At 49.8% G+C, this 17,125-nt stretch carries 17 protein-coding genes, 1 tRNA gene and 1 pseudogene; 8 read left to right on the top strand and 11 right to left on the bottom strand.

Annotated elements, in window-relative coordinates; all coding sequences use genetic code 11:
- Position 1 precedes the first annotated feature (1 nt).
- The 8 genes and pseudogenes from GE278_06010 to GE278_05975 form a co-directional block, all read right to left on the bottom strand.
- Positions 2-2,329 (bottom strand): DUF2235 domain-containing protein, encoded by a 2,328-nt coding sequence (locus tag GE278_06010; GenBank protein ID QLK60351.1) that lies wholly within the window; start codon positions 2,327-2,329, stop codon positions 2-4.
- Positions 2,314-2,820 carry a DUF3304 domain-containing protein gene (locus tag GE278_06005; protein QLK60350.1) on the bottom strand — a complete coding sequence of 169 codons (507 nt, stop codon included), beginning with the start codon at positions 2,818-2,820 and terminating at the stop codon, positions 2,314-2,316. Before GE278_06005 ends, GE278_06010 begins: the two co-directional genes overlap by 16 nt.
- On the bottom strand, positions 2,808-3,320 hold the full coding sequence (locus tag GE278_06000) for a DUF3304 domain-containing protein (protein QLK63214.1): 513 nt from the start codon (positions 3,318-3,320) through the stop codon (positions 2,808-2,810). Before GE278_06000 ends, GE278_06005 begins: the two co-directional genes overlap by 13 nt.
- Before the next feature lie 13 nt (positions 3,321-3,333).
- The gene (locus tag GE278_05995) at positions 3,334-4,074 is read right to left on the bottom strand and encodes a DUF4123 domain-containing protein (GenBank protein QLK60349.1); all 741 of its coding nucleotides are present in this window, start codon (positions 4,072-4,074) and stop codon (positions 3,334-3,336) included.
- 10 nt (positions 4,075-4,084) lie between these two features.
- Positions 4,085-6,469 (bottom strand): type VI secretion system tip protein VgrG, encoded by a 2,385-nt coding sequence (gene vgrG, locus GE278_05990; GenBank protein QLK60348.1) that lies wholly within the window; start codon positions 6,467-6,469, stop codon positions 4,085-4,087.
- A 29-nt stretch (positions 6,470-6,498) separates the two neighbouring features.
- Positions 6,499-7,167: a DotU family type IV/VI secretion system protein gene (locus tag GE278_05985; GenBank protein ID QLK60347.1), complete on the bottom strand. Its 669-nt coding sequence runs from the start codon at positions 7,165-7,167 to the stop codon at positions 6,499-6,501.
- Between the two features lie 971 nt (positions 7,168-8,138).
- Entirely contained in the window at positions 8,139-9,671 is a 1,533-nt protein-coding gene (locus GE278_05980) for a hypothetical protein (GenBank protein ID QLK60346.1), read from the bottom strand.
- Positions 9,668-9,853 (bottom strand): annotated as a pseudogene (locus GE278_05975) (hypothetical protein). The gene GE278_05980 and the pseudogene GE278_05975 overlap by 4 nt, the downstream one beginning before the upstream one ends.
- Positions 9,854-10,079: 226 nt before the next feature.
- Here GE278_05975 and GE278_05970 point away from each other — a divergent pair.
- The 6 genes from GE278_05970 to GE278_05945 all read left to right on the top strand — a co-directional run bounded on the left by GE278_05970 (position 10,080) and on the right by GE278_05945 (position 13,354).
- The gene (locus GE278_05970) at positions 10,080-10,544 is read left to right on the top strand and encodes a hypothetical protein (GenBank protein ID QLK63213.1); all 465 of its coding nucleotides are present in this window, start codon (positions 10,080-10,082) and stop codon (positions 10,542-10,544) included.
- A gap of 129 nt (positions 10,545-10,673) precedes the next feature.
- Positions 10,674-11,123, top strand: coding sequence for a DNA repair protein RadC (radC, locus tag GE278_05965; GenBank protein QLK60345.1), 450 nt, complete (start codon positions 10,674-10,676; stop codon positions 11,121-11,123).
- A 4-nt stretch (positions 11,124-11,127) separates the two neighbouring features.
- The gene (locus tag GE278_05960; GenBank protein ID QLK60344.1) at positions 11,128-11,466 is read left to right on the top strand and encodes a type IV toxin-antitoxin system YeeU family antitoxin; all 339 of its coding nucleotides are present in this window, start codon (positions 11,128-11,130) and stop codon (positions 11,464-11,466) included.
- 74 nt (positions 11,467-11,540) lie between these two features.
- On the top strand, positions 11,541-11,924 hold the full coding sequence (locus tag GE278_05955) for a toxin (GenBank protein QLK60343.1): 384 nt from the start codon (positions 11,541-11,543) through the stop codon (positions 11,922-11,924).
- Positions 11,921-12,412 (top strand): hypothetical protein, encoded by a 492-nt coding sequence (locus tag GE278_05950; GenBank protein ID QLK60342.1) that lies wholly within the window; start codon positions 11,921-11,923, stop codon positions 12,410-12,412. Before GE278_05955 ends, GE278_05950 begins: the two co-directional genes overlap by 4 nt.
- A 105-nt stretch (positions 12,413-12,517) precedes the next feature.
- Positions 12,518-13,354, top strand: coding sequence for a DUF4942 domain-containing protein (locus tag GE278_05945; GenBank protein ID QLK60341.1), 837 nt, complete (start codon positions 12,518-12,520; stop codon positions 13,352-13,354).
- Positions 13,355-13,456: 102 nt separating this feature from the next.
- Here the strand turns inward: GE278_05945 and GE278_05940 are convergent.
- Both GE278_05940 and GE278_05935 read right to left on the bottom strand, forming a co-directional pair.
- A tRNA-Arg gene (locus GE278_05940) sits at positions 13,457-13,533 on the bottom strand.
- Between the two features lie 146 nt (positions 13,534-13,679).
- Entirely contained in the window at positions 13,680-14,591 is a 912-nt protein-coding gene (locus GE278_05935; protein QLK60340.1) for an L-lactate dehydrogenase, read from the bottom strand.
- 173 nt (positions 14,592-14,764) lie between these two features.
- On the opposite strand from GE278_05935, the gene folD reads away from it, so the two are divergent.
- Together folD and ybcJ are read left to right on the top strand one after the other, a co-directional pair.
- The gene (gene folD / locus GE278_05930; protein QLK60339.1) at positions 14,765-15,637 is read left to right on the top strand and encodes a bifunctional methylenetetrahydrofolate dehydrogenase/methenyltetrahydrofolate cyclohydrolase FolD; all 873 of its coding nucleotides are present in this window, start codon (positions 14,765-14,767) and stop codon (positions 15,635-15,637) included.
- Between the two features lie 30 nt (positions 15,638-15,667).
- A complete protein-coding gene (gene ybcJ / locus GE278_05925) occupies positions 15,668-15,889 on the top strand; it encodes a ribosome-associated protein YbcJ (GenBank protein ID QLK60338.1) in 222 nt (73 codons plus the stop codon).
- Between the two features lie 81 nt (positions 15,890-15,970).
- Here ybcJ and GE278_05920 read toward each other — a convergent pair whose 3' ends face one another.
- Positions 15,971-17,041 (bottom strand): DUF1176 domain-containing protein, encoded by a 1,071-nt coding sequence (locus GE278_05920; GenBank protein QLK60337.1) that lies wholly within the window; start codon positions 17,039-17,041, stop codon positions 15,971-15,973.
- Positions 17,042-17,125: the final 84 nt, after the last annotated feature.

Here is a 17,125-nt window from a genome sequence, read left to right as displayed (position 1 = left end):
CTCATACGATGTTGGCCCCGGAGGCTTTGAGCATCTCCAGCGACGATGACATCATAGCCTGATGGTTGCTGCTGATGGTAGCAGAGCGATTTTGGGCCACTGTAAGGCCCGGCTCCGTACCCGGTAGAGACTGCACGTCGGCGGTGAGTTTTTGTGTGACGCCGTTTGCCAGGTCTTTGACTTTATGGACTTCAGGGGCATACGCCGTTTTCGGTTCCACCAGATAGATAACCTTATTAGAGGTTGGCGCAGCCCCGACCACTTTGCCTTCCACTGAAATCAACTGCAGCTTTTTGTTGGCCTTATTGCCACAGTAAATCATGCGATAGCGGAAGTAACCGCCCCATGGCTCACGCCCACCGAGTGCACTTTGCATAAACCAGGCGCGGGAATCGTGGACTTGCTCATCGTAGAATGCCAGCAGTTCAGCGCGGGGTTGAGTTCGGATACCGGTGCCCAGACTGTCGATAAATAACTGCGGATAAAGCCTGTCACCGTCCGCTTTCATTTCTTTATATTCGGCCTGGTCATCATCGCCGTTAATCAGAAACACCGCATGCTTGGGAATAACGTCCAGCGCAATCTGGATTGTTTTATCCCAGAAGATATCTCCGTTGATGTCTCGCACCCACTCTTTATAGTCGTGCTGGAACTCACGGGCAGCTTCGCGCAACTGGTACTGCGCGTTGGTTGGGTCGAGATCGGGTTTGCCCTGTAAGCTCTCATCCGGCGGTTTGCGCGCTTTTTTCGCTTCGGCACGGCGGATGGCGAGTTTCCTTACGGCTTCTTTATGGGCATCTTTCTCGTCTTTCAGCTCTTGAGCGTTTAACTGTGGAGCTTTATTGAAGAAACTGTTGGCAAACATGGGCCCCTGAGGAAGCATGCTGCCATGAGCATAGCGACCAATGCGCCAGGCGGTGATCCAACCCACCTGATCGATAACGGCGCTTTCGAGGGTTTGAGAAAGTTGATATGCGCGATAGCCATTCTGGCTCTCTGCGGTTTCTCCAGTGCCCTGCAAGGTTGTGTTAAGCAGGGTTTGACGCCAGAGGTTGAAGCGTTTGGTGACTACAGGAGCAATTGCAAACTCAGTAACTGAATTACCCGACATTACACGTGATGGTGAAATGTCTTTTATTAATTCGGTGAGCGAAGAAGGATGGACTGATAAAGGCGAACCAGCCTCAAACGCAGCTGAATATAGGTCATGTAATACTATTTGAGATAATACTTCCCCTGCGCCGTTAAGGGATTTTCCCTGATCGCCAGCCGGGTAACCGCCCCCGATATCAGAATGCATGCCGGGATAAATAACCTCATTCGAATAAGACGGATAACTACCATCGTCAGCCCTGCGAATAGAATCCAGCGGGAAACACAGCCGCTGTTCATGCGCCGCGACAAAATGACGGCAGCATTTAATTAACCCAGGGAATTTAGTTTCATCAGGCAGAGGTTGGGTATTATCCGCCCACCCCATATGCCCTGCGGCTCCGGGCAATATATGGGCAGCACCCACGGAGGCCACTGTATCCAGCAGGCCAGCAAATTCAATACTGACAGGTAGTCCGGCCAGAGTGAGTGGTTGGTTTCCGCCAGATTTATTGGGGGCTGGCAGTTGCGTCAGCCAGTTGATAAAGGTCCGAGCTTCAGCGGCTCCGCGTGAAAAACCATAAATGAACAGCTTAACCCCCAACAGATGGGGCTGCTGGCTCTGTTTGGCCTGGCTTTCCAGAGCCTTTAATAAGGGGTTGATGGCATTACGACGGTTCACTTCACCCGAGAACGGTGCATGGGCACGCATGTCCGGTAACATTCCTTTGGCGACACCATCATCAAGACGCTTAGCCCCTTTGGTGATCACATAGCTCAGGGCATCGACCAGCCTTAACAACGCCCAGTTAATACGATCTTCTCCACCAGCCGCAAATGCCAGACCATCATTACTGTAATCCATTTCGCCAATTTTAGGGAAAGGGGTGCCAACACCGGGAATATAATAGCGAAAATAGCCGTCTCTCTCAGCATCCTGATATGTAGCGTGATAAAGTTTTGCAATATTAGTGGGATGCGTAGGATCACTACTTGTATCGTTATGTTCATTGTTGCCAGTCCCGTCAAAAAACAGGCTGATATGCAGGCTACGACAACATACAAAACCGACCTTTTTCCCTGACTGTTTGCCTAAGCGGGTTTTGTAATCCTGCTCTTCCTGTATTTGCTTTTTATAGTTGGCATTGACCTGCGCTTCCGTAAGAGGCAGGCGACCGGCCTTCGGAAATAATGGCGGTGCCCAACAAGGATTGGCTAAACTCATTTCACCGGACATGACGCAGGCTCCTTCATGTTAAGAGGCTCTTTGATTGGGTAATTCGGCGTACCGTATCCTGAACAAACCGTTGTGACTTTTACCTGGTCACAAGGTAAGAAATGCACGGTTAAACCACAGCGTTCTTTGCCATACTGAGGGATATCGACAATAGTGCTGTGCTGTTGGAAACTACTTTTCAGTTTCTTTTCCCAAATCAGATAGTTATCCCAATCCTCGTAACCAGGGGGAAGGGGCGCTGTATGAGGGTCAACTTCCCATTCAATATGTGCTTTCAGACCCGGCGTCCATTTGTTGGGAAGTTGAATGCAGCAATAACCACCGCCCAGCCCTGGCACATGGTATCCGTTTACAGAAAAACCATTGATTCCAATACCATCAACATGGTTAACAGCGCGTAAATCCCCTGCGGTATAATCATCGTCACTTGCATGTGAACAACCAGATGCAAAAAAAACAAACAGCAGAAAAACAAATCTTAAGCCGGACATGATGCAGGCTCCTTCATGTTAAGGGGCTCTTTGATCGGGTAATTCGGCGTACCGTATCCTGAACAAACCGTTGTGACTTTTACCTGGTCACAAGGCAGGAAGTGCACCGTTAAACCACAGCGTTCTTTGCCGTATTGGGGGATATCAACAATAGTGCTGTGCTGTTGGAAACTACTTTTCAGTTTCTTTTCCCAAATCAGATAGTTATCCCAATCCTCGTAACCAGGGGGAAGGGGCGCTGTATGAGGATCAACTTCCCACTCAATATGTGCTTTCAATCCCGGCGTCCATTCATTAGGAAGCATGATGCAGCACGAATTACCCGTCAGTGTTCCACCGTAGCCATTGACCGAGAACGAGTTAACGCCACTGTCGGCCATGTGATTAAAACCTCGTAGATCACCAGCGGTATAACCATCATCACTGGCATGTGAGCAACCAGAGAGCAACATCGCTACTGCGAGTATCAGTCCATTGATAAAGCTTATTTTTATCTTCATCATCACTCCCTCGTTATTCCTTAAAATCCAGCAAACTGCCGAGATAGCCCGCTTCATTTGCCCGCATAACCAGCGCCATACAGCGGGCAAAGTCCGCTTCCCGCGTCATGTCCGGGGATGGCAGTTCCTTCCTGAATGCTTCTGCATCACTAATACATCCCATCATCTCAACCTGCGCATCATCCACCCGACTCATTTCGGGTTCATCGGCAAGTACCCGTTCCGGTGTCCAGGTTCCGGCTTTCCATGTGGGGTCACCATCACGATTTCGCCAGCTCCAGAACAGGGCGATATCCGTAAACGCAGCCTGTTGCTGTGGCGTCAGAACGTGCTCGAACAGCGGCGCAAATATCCGGTTGTCGTAGTAACGCAGCAACCCGGTCTGTTCTTCCCAGTGAACCTGCGACAGCGCCTGCAGGTGGCGACATAGCAAATCGAAGCTCAATGGTGAAATCAGCAGCGTGAGGCGTGGTGTATTAGCAAAATGTTCGACCAGTTGCTCAAGCCAGCCGCGGTGATTACTGACGGGAAAATGCAGTCGCATCAGTATCGGTGAGTATTCGGTTGTTCCGGCTTCGGGTGTGTCGTCAAACAGCGCAAACCAGCGGATGGCGGGCGAAAGCTGGCGCAGCGCATTCTGCAGGGGCTGTTCGGTTCCGGCCTGGTCCACCAACACGTCAACATAGTCCTGTCCGGCTGCGGTACAGAGTGCTTCGGCCTGCTTTATCCACGCCGTGCCGATATCGGTCGTCATGTCCATGTCCTTATCCACGCGGCGCAAAGGCCGCCGCTTCTTCCTGCGCCCGCTTCAGGCAGTCTTTACACACCGATTTCGGCAGTTCCGGCAACGGTGTATCGACACTGGCAGGCGCGTCCCAGACGTGCTGCCCCTTCAGGCTCATTTTGCCGGGGGTATGAATGCTGATATCACCCTGCGGTGAAATGCTGATGGTTCCGCCACCGCAACCCAGCACAATGCCGTTCTTCGCCGAGAGGTGAAGCTGGCCCTGAGTGGACTGCACGGTGACATCTTTCAGGCCCGTGAGCGCCATGATGTCGCCGTGTGATTCGAGGGTGAGCGGCCCTTTACCGGATACCAGCCGCATTCCTTCCTGCTGTGCCAGCATCGAAATAGTCTGGCTGGCGTTTACTGAGATACGCTGGGCGCTGGCAATGCTGGTTTCATCCTGACTTTGCAGGTGTAGCGTTTTTCCGCTGTTCAGTAAGATGGACTGCGGGCTGACCACCCCGATACCGTCCGGTGCACTGAGCAACATCGCCGGGGATTTCAGTTGGTCGGCAGCCGTAAGATAGGCTTTCAGATGGGTGGCATCGGGTTGCAGATTGTTGTGTGACTGGGTGATGGTGCGCCATTCATCTATCTGGTTCACCGCACCTTTGACCAGGCTGATGGCCGGGGTCATGTCCAGCACCTGTCCGGTGGCGGTAGCTTGTGCATCGGCGGTCAGGTAAAGCCCTTTACCGGCGCGTAGCGTACCCGTGCTGTCAGTGCGCAGTTCAAACCCTTCACCGCGCTTGTTACGCGAGCTGTCCACGATATGACCGAGTGACAGCTGGCTCTTACCGCCGAATTCAGTCGATAATTTTACGTGCTCATAACCTCGCTTATCCTCAAATCTCAGTTTGTTATTTGAAGGCGTTCTGAGCACATTACGTTGATAGTTATAGAGATTAACGTGGTCTTCATGGCGGGAGTCGTGCATGGCACAGAGGATATAAGGCCGGTCCGGGTCACCGTTGGTGAAGGCGATCATCACCTGGGTTCCCGCTATCAGCGGGAAGTGCCAGCCGTAGACATTACCGGCGTAAGGTTTGGCAAGGCGCACCGGGACGCTTTCAAAGCCCGGTTGCCAGGCGGTGTTCAGGTCAAACTGGAAGCGAACCCGATAGCGGCCAGTGACATCCAGCTCAGCGTACTGCGCGTTTTCGACCGGGCTGGTGACGCGTGCCAGCAGCGTACCGGCAATGGTGGGGCGTTCCAGCAACGGGGGGCGATATGAAATATGCTGGCGGTTAGGGATGGCAGTAAAGCTGATGGTATAAGCCGTGTCACGGGATACCCGAGATGAAGAAGTGGAGACCACTAACAGGCCGTCGGGGGCATCTTCCCAGGATTTCCCCTCGGGTTTGATGATCATTCCCGGACGGATATCCATGCCGTTCGACTTACCCTCAAAAATCACCTGTTCGCTGATAAGGCGCTCGCGGCGACGTTTGACGAACCAGCGGCCTTCTTCCGGCTGTTCTCTGGCCTCTTTACCTTGTTCCAGATAGTGCTCACCGTAACGGTAGAGTTCACCCGTCAGTGCCGGTTTATCGAGGTCAGTGTCGGCATTCGCCTGCATGTCGTTTTGTGCCTGGCGATAATACTCATCATTGACGCGGGTCTGTCCTGCTACCGAATGGCGATTTACCGAGATACCCCACAGGGATTCAAGGCCACCGTCAAACAAACCTGACGGGTTGCGGAACGCAATAGACGGTCCATCAATAAAAGCATAGCCAGAGTCACCAAGGACCAGCACATCACGGTGATTTTCTTCATCCCAGGCAAAGTAATAGAACACGCCGACACGCGCCAGATGACGTTGAATAAAGGCCAAATCGCTTTCTGCATAGGAGATATAAAAGTCACGTACCGGATATTGTGTGCTGAGCTGGTAGCGATAATCGAGGCTGGAGAATTCCCAACGTTTGAGAATATCTTCGACGGCACCGATAACACTTTTATTCTGATAAACCGCATAGGTCAGGCTGTTTTGCAGTAGCGCCAGCCTCGGCTCCAGCACCACGACATAGCGGGTGATATCGGCAGAACTTTCGCACTGTTGAAAAGAAGTAATAACGCCACGCAGTACGCGAGGGGTAACGGCCTGCCAGGGCTGACCGTCCGGGTACATAAGAAACTGTGCCGTGGTATTTATCAGAATGTCAGCCGGAATGTCCGGGGTCGCACTGGTCAGTTCAATGGTGTAACGCCACGGCGTACTGAGGGCTTCCTCGCCGCTGAAACGCAATACCGACAGCTGGATATCAGGGCGCTGCTTGTGCAGTTCCGCCACGTTTAGCTGGTAGTGGTTATAAACCGGGATTTTCCCGCCCTGAAGACTGAAATTATTTTCACTCATGTCTGACCCTCTCCCTGGTTATCGGTGTTTCAGCCCCGTGTGTACCACTGTCCGAGTAAGTAATGCAGATGAACGCTTGCGCCACAGGTAACAGCCACAATTAACAGCAATGCTACTCCCCGCATTATCCACGGTGAGCGCCGCCAGAAGCGGATATCTGGACGGGAACGTCGGATAAAAACGGGGCTATTGATTTTGCTCTCAGGGGCAGGAAGGCGTTGACGTAGCTGGTTCATCAGCGCCTGGCGTTCGGGATGATCTTCTACGCGGTATTTCCCCCGGTACCCCAATAACAGCATGCGGTAATAACAGGTGACTAATACAAGGGAGGGAGCAGACTCACGCAACAGCTTTTTGATGTGTTCGTAGAAAAGATCGCCGCCATGAATGTTACCCAGAAAATGGCCCTGCAGCGGCGTGCGGTTCCACCAGGTGGACACATCCGTATCCGGCTGGGACATTATTGCTTCATCCACAAATATACAGTGGGCAAATTTGATTTCTTCAGCGAGCCGTTCAGAGGCACCGGAAGAGACCAGCTTATCTTCTACAAGCTGGATCATACCAAGGCAGTGCTGATACAAACCATCGTCAACCGCCGGAGGCTTGCCGTTTCTGATGGCAAGGGCCAGCAGCCAGGTATCCTGCATCAGGGTATCAAAGGCTTGTGCTGTAATGTCGTTGTCTGAAGAATGCAAAGGCTACCGTCCTGGTGAGTGCCGTACTCTGTCAGTTCATTGGCCCATGGAACGTGATAATTTCAAAGAATATCAAACCATAGCCTGGATAAAGTGCGCCCAAAAACTCCCAGACAGATCGTTTGCATGATGAATGACGAGGCAGGCACTACGTTTCAACATCGCGATATTAGAGCAATATTAGCACCAAGATCAAATTTTTAGATCTATATGTTGAGGAAATGAATTTTCTAGGATTTTTCTTCTAAATATTAATGAGTGAAGTGACTAAAAAATTAACAATACTTGCTATGTATGACTGATCATGATGTAGCTAATGGTGATTTATGTTGGGAAAATTTATGTTTTCGTTGCATCACTAGCTGATCGATATTTCATTGATTTACATCAATTAAAAATTTTCTATCGGGTAACTTAGGTGACTTTCATCGGGAGGGGCATTATATCGGTTTGCGAAGGTAGTTACTGGGTGTTACCGCAAAACTGCAAATTATAGCCAAAGCTCGGTTCGGTGGGATACTTACAGTTCCACTTCACGGAGGATTGCAAATATGTTCTGGATACCTAATCACTCAGTCATATCTATAATTACGGCATGCTGTCTGTGAGCCTGGATTACCTGACCAAGATTGAAAGTAAAATTTACAAAAAGAGTGAAAGGAATTTTTGGCGCAGTCGTAAGTGACAGACAAGTCAGTTTTTCACAAAAAATAAGTAGTTATATTTTTTGTGTTGTCACTCATTGAATAAATAGGTAGGCTGAATATACGTATTTATCATAAACTCATCAATTTATTTTTTAGATATAGTTGATACAGTTCTCCTTGTCCCAGACGAAAGCCCTCGTATTTAAGTTTAAACTGGCTCATCCCTTAAGGAATAGGCCAGAATTTAAATTCCGAGAGTGTATTTTAGAATAGCTATCACGCATTACCATTAGATAAAAACTTACCCTATCAGCTTTCAAATGATTATATCTGAGTTATCTGGTCAAGTAAATTCTGCAGCCCTTGCTGTACTATAGAAATATCATCATTATTATTAACCACAGGGGCCGATATTAACTTTGAGCGTGTTGCTTCAGATAATAATATACTTGCCGAATTTAAATGTTCAGCATTAGATGAGATAAAACCTATTGGTACACTGACAGGTTGATGCTCCAAATGAAGGTGAAATAGGGCACAAACCATTAGGCCGGGCATTAATAATAACTCTAATTTACCATCCATGAGACATATGTCTGCATTGAATAAACTTTGAAACTGATCTCTATATTTAAAAGTACGTTCTTTAGCTATCTGATTTCGACCGCTGATCATCACATAGACACCAGCGGGATATGTACTTTTTTTGCTACTCCTCGACTCCAACAAACGGTCAATTTTTTGTACAAGCTCTTTAGCACCACGGGTTCTAGCCCAAAGAGATAATTGAGGAGCAAGCCATAAACCATTTTGAATGACCGAGTGATCTGAAGTAAGTTCCTCATTTATCTTTTTATCACCTCCTCCTTGTGAATCAGGGCTACTGCTTTCCTTTGTTACTAACTCTTCTGCTTTCAACATTTCCTCACCAATTTTTGATATGATTAAATCAGCATTATTTTGTAAGTGAAATGCACCCAGTAATGGGGTGACTTCTTTATTTTCATAACCAAAAATCCGAGATAAATGAACATCCTGAACATAACGGCGCAGGTCAAAAGCATCATTCAAAATATAACGCCTGAGCAATGAGTAATTAAATCTATGGATAAATTCTTCAAAACTATCATTTTGTGGGCGTTCTTGATTGGAAAGGGCATCAGTAATAGCCTCTGATATTTCAAGTCGACTACTAAAAACTTCATCATCGATATCACGACGAACATTAACCTGCCCTTCTAAGTCTAGATGGAATACACAGGATAATGGAATACTAAAACGCTCACCAGCATCGACAGCACTAATTTTATAAATCTCGGCTTTATCTTTTTTACAAATATTATGAAAGTTCTCTTGGAATGCTTGTTCTGCGTACTGAATAGTTCTTGATTGTCGCTCAATATTTCGTGTTGCTAGTTCTACAAATGAATTTAGCCTTCTTAATCTATTAGGTCGTCCTGCAGGACTAAAACTTATTAGGTCAAAAACAACTTCAGAGCTCCATTCTTGAATTTTAAAGAATCGTGGCAAATGGTCAGAACTGTCTTGAAAGCGAGTTAATGCGTAAGACGTTAATTCTAACTGCTCATCCTCATTCCATTTAATGAGGCGCTCACCAAGTAAAGTTTGTATTACAGCATCTGTTTCTTTCTTCGTGAAACCAAAAAATTCTTGAACTTGTGCTGGACTCAATATGCCACAAACATAAGCAATGCGAAGTGCAAACTCAGTGACAACAGGTAATGCCTCTTCAGCACTTATTGAACATTCGATAGCAAAACTTTGTGCAGGAATTGCGAAAGTAATCTCGTCAATCGCAAGGATTTCTCTTAATTTTTTCTCTTCTAATGTAATCATTTCTGTTCATCCACAATGGCTAGTGCCTGCACTAAATTGAAGTTTTCACTATCACGATGTTGTTCGATGTAGGCTAATACACGACCCAGTGCTGAAGTTTGATGCCGTTCTCGCCACATGCGTGCGGCCCCGACGATCACTAATCTATCCATTGCACGAGAAATAGCTACGTTCACTCGCTCCAAGTTGCGCCAAAAATTTTAACGACGATTGCCGATAAGTGCATCAATAAAAAGCAACTGGCTGAGATAAAAGCCAAAGAATCATCTGACGACAGGCTGCTTAAACAATGGGTAGCAAAAGAGACGCTCAATGAGCTATGCCGAAAGAAAGGGAATTGTTGACGCCATCTCGACTATCGGGTGCTTTCAAATCAGGATTGTAGAAAATAAGGACGAATAGATGATCATGCGACAATACGTTTTATCTGCATCACTTTGCTTACTCTCATCTCCTGCTCTGGCTATTCCCAATATGTGGAGTAGCGGCTTCGGGCAGGGCAATGCGGAATACACAATCACCAGCACGGATAATGTTGCCTTCACGATCTACTGCACCGACAATCCCGACAAGGATGGAATACTTGAGCATGGTGTAGCCGTCACGTTAGCCAATGGCACGACTGTATATCCTGGGGATCAAGATCCTAATATTGTTGTTGTAATAAGTGACCAGCAGTATTGGATCCCACCCTCTCTAGGGTGGCGAAATGCCGATAATGCATGGGTATCGTTCATTGGCGATATTGCGAAGGCTCAGAGTTTCGATGTTTACATCAATGATAAGAAGGTAAGCAGTTATCAGGTCAACCTGAAAAATGCCCAAAAGGTACTTCCACAAGAGGGGGAATGTACTGAAATTTATTACCGATAAAGAACGCCGAATTATTAACCCATTCTTTTATTAACCCCTGCCGCTTATGCGACAGAGGTTTTTCTTTTTCAGCAGCCATTAGCCATATCGAAAGTCGGATTAGCGGTTTCTCTTTCATTGGAGTGAGCTATGCAATACCCATCCCACCGGCGCGTGATCCAAATGGCGCTAACTCTGCTTGAAAAACAGATGAAGCAGAAGCCCATTAGTTTTAATTCTAGTGTGGAGACGCTTCAGTACCTGCGTTTGCAACTGGAGCAACTCGAACGCGAGGTTTTTATGGTGCTGTATCTGGATAATCAGCACCGGCTAATCACCAGTGAAATCAGCTCGCAGGGCACCATCAACGCCACGTCGGTCTATCCGCGAGAAATCGTGAAAGCTGCACTCTCTCATAACGCTGCGGCGGTGATATTCGCGCACAACCATCCGTCGGGCATGGCTGAACCGAGCCATGCGGACCGCACCATCACCAACACGCTGATAAACGCGCTTTCGCTTATGGATATCAAGGTGCTGGACCATGTCGTCATTGGTCACGGCGAATCGATATCGTTTGCCGAACGCGGCTGGTTATAGGGGAATGGAGATGAAACCATCACCTGATGCGCCGCAATGGGGACTGAACAGTAACATCATACCGCGCTTAGGCGCTCGTCTGGTACAGGAGGGCAACCGGCTGCACTATCTGGCTGACCGTGCCGGTATCTGCGGGGCGTTTGGTGAAGCGCAGGCGCTTACACTAGAAAATACCTTCCCGTACTTTATCGACCAGCTCGAGCGGATGCTGATTTCCGGTGAACTCTGTCCCCGCCACCAACGCTGTGTGACGCTACACCATTGCGGCCTGACCTGCGAAGCCGATACGCTCGGCTCACACGGCTATGTCTATATTGCCCTTTATCCGACACCGGCGGTGTAACGCGACCGTTTCTTATCTTTGCACGCCGTACTGCTTCACTCACCCATTATCCTTACCTACCGCGAGATAACCCTATGCCAATATTACCTGTCCCTGCCGCGCAGGCGGCTCAACCCTGCCTGTCACCAATTGCCGTCTGGCAGACCTTGCTCACCCATCTTTTAGAGCAACACTACGGTCTGACGCTCAACGACACCGCGTTTAGCAACGATGCCGTTATTCAGGCACATATTGAGGCCGGTATATCGCTCGCCGACGCGCTGAATTTTGTCGTTGAAAAATATGAACTGGTGCGCACTGACCGCGCCGGTTATAGCGTCAAGGAGCAGTCACCTTTTATTACTCATATCGATATTCTCTGTGCCAGAAAAGCCGCAGGGTTAATGACGCGCTGCGGATATAAAGCCGTCAGCAATATCACCAACGGCGTTTCCCATGCTCAAGAGCTCGGTTCATGAAGCTCTCTATTAACGTCGAGGCCGAGAGCGTCAGCGTACTGGCGCTCAACTTGGGGAAAATTGCCGTTGAGTTGGAGGGTATTGAATTAGCCAAGTTGGTTGATGCAGTTAACCAAAATGGGGTGGTGCTTCACGTTGCTGACGAGCTGGGGAGTATCAACGCCGCGAACTCACAGGCACCAGTGACCCGCCTTAACGGTATACGGTGCAGCACGGCCCATATTACCGACGGTGACAACGACTTGTTATTTCAAGCTTCGCACCAGTCGGAGGAGTTTGGCAACGCGGAGTGGATACACTTTACCGGCACCGGTTATCTGCTCCGGCTGAGCGCCTGGCAGTATCCGGTACTGCGGCTTAAGCGCATGGGATTATCGAAAACCTGTCGCCGTTTGGTTGTCACACTGATGCAATCCGACGCAATCGACATTCTTCATCTGGATGCCTTCGGCGACGTGTTGTCGGAATTTACCACGTTTGACTGGTAAGCCATGAAATACCCGCCCTTACTCCCCCAACGTTGCTATCTACAACACATACTGTACTCCGCCGCCCTTAACCGGCGGTGGTATCCTTTATAGAGAAAGAAAATCATGCAGACAGAACCCGATGTATTAACCGACCATACCGATCTTATCTGCTCGACCAACATTGAGCGCATTGTCACCGGACGTGATAGCGCGCTGGCACAGATTGAATCCCTTATCAGCCAGCTTGAAAGCATCTCGGAAACCACCAGCAGAATTGGCGGTGGAATGGCAAGAAACTGGGCAATGCGACAAGACTTTCGCTGCGGCTGCTGGCTTATGGAGAAAGCAGAAACGGCAATGAAAGTTATTACCCGCAATATGGACCGCGGTATATGGCGAGATCTGATGAAGAAATCGGGGATGCTTTCTATTATGGATGCTCAGGCCCGGGAGCGGTGGGACAGAAATCTTGAAGGGGATGAGATCCCTGCCATCAGTGAAGCCAACATACTCAGTACCTTTGAGCAGCTCCACCAGAGCAAAGATGAGGTATTTGAGCGGGGAATTATCAATGTTTTTAAGGGGCTAAGCTGGGATTTTAAAACCAATAGTCCCTGCAGCTTCGGTAAGAAGGTCATCATTAACAATCTGGTGACCCATAACCGCTGGGGATTTAGTCTGAACTGGGGCTGGAGGCGGGATCAACTGGCAGATTTGGAGCGGATGCTGTTTTTACTTGATGGCAAACCGATACCTGACAACCGTAGTGATATATCTACCCGTTTGATGGAGCATATTCGGGACAGCCCAACTAAGGAAGTTTACGAAGATGAGTTCTTCAGCATTCTTTACTATCAAAAAGGAACTGCCCATTTGACGTTTAAACGCCTGGATCTGATTGAAAGGATGAATGACATCATCGCTAAGCACTATCCGGGAATGTTAGCTAAGCCACGTTAATGTTGATGGCCGTTGAGAAAATTTACTTACACCAGCCGTTACATAAACTTTTGTAAGGCGTGGTTTTTAGTGAGGAGGTTTGCGTAACTCATTGATTTTAAATGGTACGCCCTACAGGGCTCGAACCTGTGACCTACGGCTTAGAAGGCCGTTGCTCTATCCAACTGAGCTAAGGGCGCATTGCTGTCCCGATTCGGGAGCGTTGCGGGTTCGGATTATACGGGCAGACAGGGTTGAGTCAATGGCTTTCGAACTCTCTGCTTAATGCCTGAACAATTTGGTACTCTTTCCGGTCTGCCCTGCGGCAGAATATGGGGCGTTTACCTTATTTCTCTGACTTCAGCGCTGCGGCTATCACGCGAGCAGACGCATGGTAGGCCACACCTTCATAGGCAGTCAGTTCCGGTTGCAGGGTCTGCACGATGCCGTGCTTGCCGATCACCGCTGGCTGGCCGATATAGACGTTCAATCCTTCATCCCACGCCGAAACGGGGTATACGCTGTGCGCATCGGACAAAATCGCGTCCACCAGACGTGCCGTCGCGGTAGCGATACCGAAGCTGGTCCAGCCTTTTCCTTGCAGGATCTCCCACCCGCCACCGCGCACCGCATCGTTCATTTTAGCCCAGTCGACGTCACGGTTGCCCGCCACTTCTGCGACCGGACGCCCGCCGAGAGTGACAGTGCTCCAGGCGACAAACTGGGATTCGCCGTGTTCGCCCATCACGTAACCGGTGACGCTTTTCGGGTCGATATCAAAGAACTCGCCGACGACGCGTTTCATGCGCGCGGTGTCGAGCGACGTGCCGGTCCCGAAGACCTGTGAATGCAGGAAACCGCTGGTTTGCTGAATAATCTGAGTAACGACGTCGCACGGATTGGTGATGTTGACGATAACACCGCCAAAACCGCTGCCGATCACGCGGGGAATGACTTCACGCACTGCGGCGCGTGTCTCAGCCACCTCTTCGAGGCGGTCTTCACGGAGTAACGTTTTTGGACCAACGGCGATCACCAATACATTGGCGTCGCGCAGCTCGCTGTAATCATTGGCGATCACCTTCACGCGTGAGGCGGTGAGCGACGCCATATCGCGCAGCTCCAGCGCCTGGCTGGCGGCTTTCTTCTCATCTTCATCCAGCAGAACGATCTCGTCGCACAGACCTTGTGTGACCAAAGAAAATGCAACGTCAGCGCCCACGTGGCCTGCGCCGATAATCCCCACTTTGCGTGTCATTGGTTCCTTTCCTTATGATTTAAAAAGCCCTGTTTCTAAAATAGACACTTTTAAGGAGAGTGTCTCAGTGAATCTTCAGGAAAGTTATTCGCATTCAACGCCTGACAGCGCCCGCCGCTTCTGACAAAATAGGCGTATCCCCTGCATTTATTAATTGATGGATTTACTCCCTGATGGCAGCAAAGATTATTGACGGTAAAACGATTGCGCAGCAAGTCAGAAACGAAGTTGCAGCGCGTGTTCAACAACGGCTGGCGGAAGGTAAACGTGCCCCTGGCCTGGCCGTGGTGCTGGTCGGTGAAAACCCGGCATCACAGATTTATGTCGCCAGTAAACGCCGCTCGTGCGAAGAAGTCGGGTTTATCTCCCGTTCGTATGATTTGCCGGCCACCACTACGGAAGGCGAACTGCTCAAGCTCATCGACCAGTTGAATAACGACGGCGAAATCGACGGCATTTTGGTCCAGCTTCCGCTGCCGGCAGGTATTGATAACATCAAGGTTTTAGAAAGTATTCATCCGGATAAAGACGTCGACGGGTTCCATCCTTATAACGTCGGTCGACTGTGTCAACGCGCGCCTACCCTGCGCCCTTGCACACCGCGTGGCATCGTTACCCTGCTCGAACGCTATGGCATTGATACCTTCGGGCTCAATGCGGTGGTGATTGGCGCATCTAACATTGTGGGCCGACCGATGAGCATGGAACTGCTGCTGGCCGGTTGTACGACGACCGTGACGCACCGCTTCACCAAAAATCTTCGTCATCACGTCGAAAACGCCGATCTGGTGGTGGTAGCCGTCGGTAAACCGGGCTTTATTCCGGGTGAATGGATTAAACCGGGCGCGATTGTCATTGATGTCGGTATTAACCGTCTGGAAAGTGGTAAAGTTGTCGGCGATGTGGAATATGATGCCGCCGCTGAGCGCGCTTCCTTTATCACACCGGTGCCGGGCGGAGTTGGCCCGATGACGGTCGCGACGCTGATTCAAAACACCTTGCAGGCGTGTGAGGAATATCACGACATCAGCGCCACTAAGTCTTAATTCATTCGTACCAAACAAAGTCAGGAATACATGGAAACTTTTTTTCTCGAAAAGCACCCGCACGTTGAACTCTGCGACCTGCTCAAATTTATGGGCTGGTGTGACAGCGGCGGTAGCGCGAAATCCGTCATTAGCGAAGGCCAGGTAAAGGTCAACGGTAAAGTCGAAACCCGCAGACGCTGCAAAATCGTAGCCGATCAGCAGGTTGAATTTGCCAGCAACACGGTCGTCGTTAAAGCGTCTGCTGAATAATATTCTCAGCGTTTTAAGCCAGAAAAGAAAATGCCCTGAAAGCGTCATGCTTTACAGGGCATTTTTATGACTTAAAGAAAGTTACGGATTCTGAGTGACCCACAACACCGGCCATTCGCCGCCGCTGCTATAGCCATCACAGGCTGGCTCCGAGGCGAACGCCGCCAGCCGGAACACTTTACCGTCAAACATCCAGCGGGAAGATACACCGCAGTCGCCGATCCCGCGGCCTTTATCGTACGTCGAGAGCATGCCGGTTTTAGGGTCAAAATCTGCGTTAATCAGCTCTGGCGACTGTTCATCGTCGCCCAGTCTGAACGGCATATTCAGCGTCAGGTTCTCCATCTTATAAGGAGCCTGTCGTGACACCATGAACCCCAAGGCGAACAGGTTATAGGCTCCCATGTCGCAGTTAACGGTCATCAGCGCTTTATCATTACTGAGGGCGAAAATATGCACTTCGCGTTCGGAAGGATCGAGGCTGCAATCGTTGTTCTCGATGGTGGTGGCGGCGTTTTGCGTAATGGCGGAAATCTCCGCCTCGGAGAGCGCGTGCGGTTCGCTAAAGCGCGGCAATACCAATGCCGCCGGGGCTGGCGGCACAGTGCTCACCGGTTTGTTGCCGCGGTTCGCCCAGGCCGTTTTAGTGCCAACACGGCCCTGCCGGTCATCAATGGCCAGCAAGGCGGCCTTCAGGCCTTTGAGCGAAATCATCGGCCTGACCGGTTGTGCGGGATCGGCTTTACCAGCCAGCTGAATGTTGCTGCCTTCACGAATTGTGGCGATGAAATCGTTGACCACCAGACGGTTACTGGTGGAGAGATGTTTTTTACTGACATCCCATTCCCGGTGATTAAAAGTGAGCGTTTTTCCATTCATCTGCAACCGGTTAGCGAGAGATGCGTCGGCGCTTTGTTCATCGCTGTTGCGCTGGTAATCAATACTGATTGTCGATTTGCCTTCCGGCCCGGCTTCGCGGGTGATTTTCATCACCAGCTCCTGCCCGTCCTGACTGTTACGCGCGGCGCAATGGTTAAGGTTGTCGCAGCTTACCTGCCAGTCGTTATACATGGCCTGCATCGGCTCGGCCTGCGCGCTAAAAGCCAGCACTCCGGCCAGCAGGCATAAAGGGGCGGTTATCGATCTGCTCATTTGAGGTTCAGCTCTTCTCGAAGTTATCTTCCTGATAATAGCGTAACCTCTTCGGGGAGACTGCTAACAAAGCAGCATTTTTTT

The organism is Enterobacteriaceae bacterium Kacie_13 (assembly GCA_013457415.1).
Taxonomy (GTDB): Bacteria; Pseudomonadota; Gammaproteobacteria; order Enterobacterales; family Enterobacteriaceae; genus Rahnella.
This window is presented reverse-complemented; position numbering and strand designations above follow the sequence as displayed.

What these genes read in the sequence shown, in the direction of transcription:
- GE278_05995 (QLK60349.1), bottom strand. Translation starts at nt 4,074, where the DNA reads ATGACGACCGATATCGGCACGGCGTGGATAAAGCAGGCCGAAGCACTC.
- vgrG (QLK60348.1), bottom strand. Translation starts at nt 6,469, where the DNA reads ATGAGTGAAAATAATTTCAGTCTTCAGGGCGGGAAAATCCCGGTTTAT.
- GE278_05945 (QLK60341.1), top strand. Translation starts at nt 12,518, where the DNA reads ATGCAGACAGAACCCGATGTATTAACCGACCATACCGATCTTATCTGC.
- ybcJ (QLK60338.1), top strand. Translation starts at nt 15,668, where the DNA reads ATGGAAACTTTTTTTCTCGAAAAGCACCCGCACGTTGAACTCTGCGAC.
- GE278_05935 (QLK60340.1), bottom strand. Translation starts at nt 14,591, where the DNA reads ATGACACGCAAAGTGGGGATTATCGGCGCAGGCCACGTGGGCGCTGAC.
- GE278_06005 (QLK60350.1), bottom strand. Translation starts at nt 2,820, where the DNA reads ATGTCCGGCTTAAGATTTGTTTTTCTGCTGTTTGTTTTTTTTGCATCT.
- GE278_05920 (QLK60337.1), bottom strand. Translation starts at nt 17,041, where the DNA reads ATGAGCAGATCGATAACCGCCCCTTTATGCCTGCTGGCCGGAGTGCTG.
- GE278_05980 (QLK60346.1), bottom strand. Translation starts at nt 9,671, where the DNA reads ATGATTACATTAGAAGAGAAAAAATTAAGAGAAATCCTTGCGATTGAC.
- GE278_06010 (QLK60351.1), bottom strand. Translation starts at nt 2,329, where the DNA reads ATGTCCGGTGAAATGAGTTTAGCCAATCCTTGTTGGGCACCGCCATTA.
- GE278_06000 (QLK63214.1), bottom strand. Translation starts at nt 3,320, where the DNA reads ATGAAGATAAAAATAAGCTTTATCAATGGACTGATACTCGCAGTAGCG.
- GE278_05960 (QLK60344.1), top strand. Translation starts at nt 11,128, where the DNA reads ATGGAGATGAAACCATCACCTGATGCGCCGCAATGGGGACTGAACAGT.
- GE278_05970 (QLK63213.1), top strand. Translation starts at nt 10,080, where the DNA reads ATGCGACAATACGTTTTATCTGCATCACTTTGCTTACTCTCATCTCCT.
- radC (QLK60345.1), top strand. Translation starts at nt 10,674, where the DNA reads ATGCAATACCCATCCCACCGGCGCGTGATCCAAATGGCGCTAACTCTG.
- folD (QLK60339.1), top strand. Translation starts at nt 14,765, where the DNA reads ATGGCAGCAAAGATTATTGACGGTAAAACGATTGCGCAGCAAGTCAGA.
- GE278_05950 (QLK60342.1), top strand. Translation starts at nt 11,921, where the DNA reads ATGAAGCTCTCTATTAACGTCGAGGCCGAGAGCGTCAGCGTACTGGCG.
- GE278_05955 (QLK60343.1), top strand. Translation starts at nt 11,541, where the DNA reads ATGCCAATATTACCTGTCCCTGCCGCGCAGGCGGCTCAACCCTGCCTG.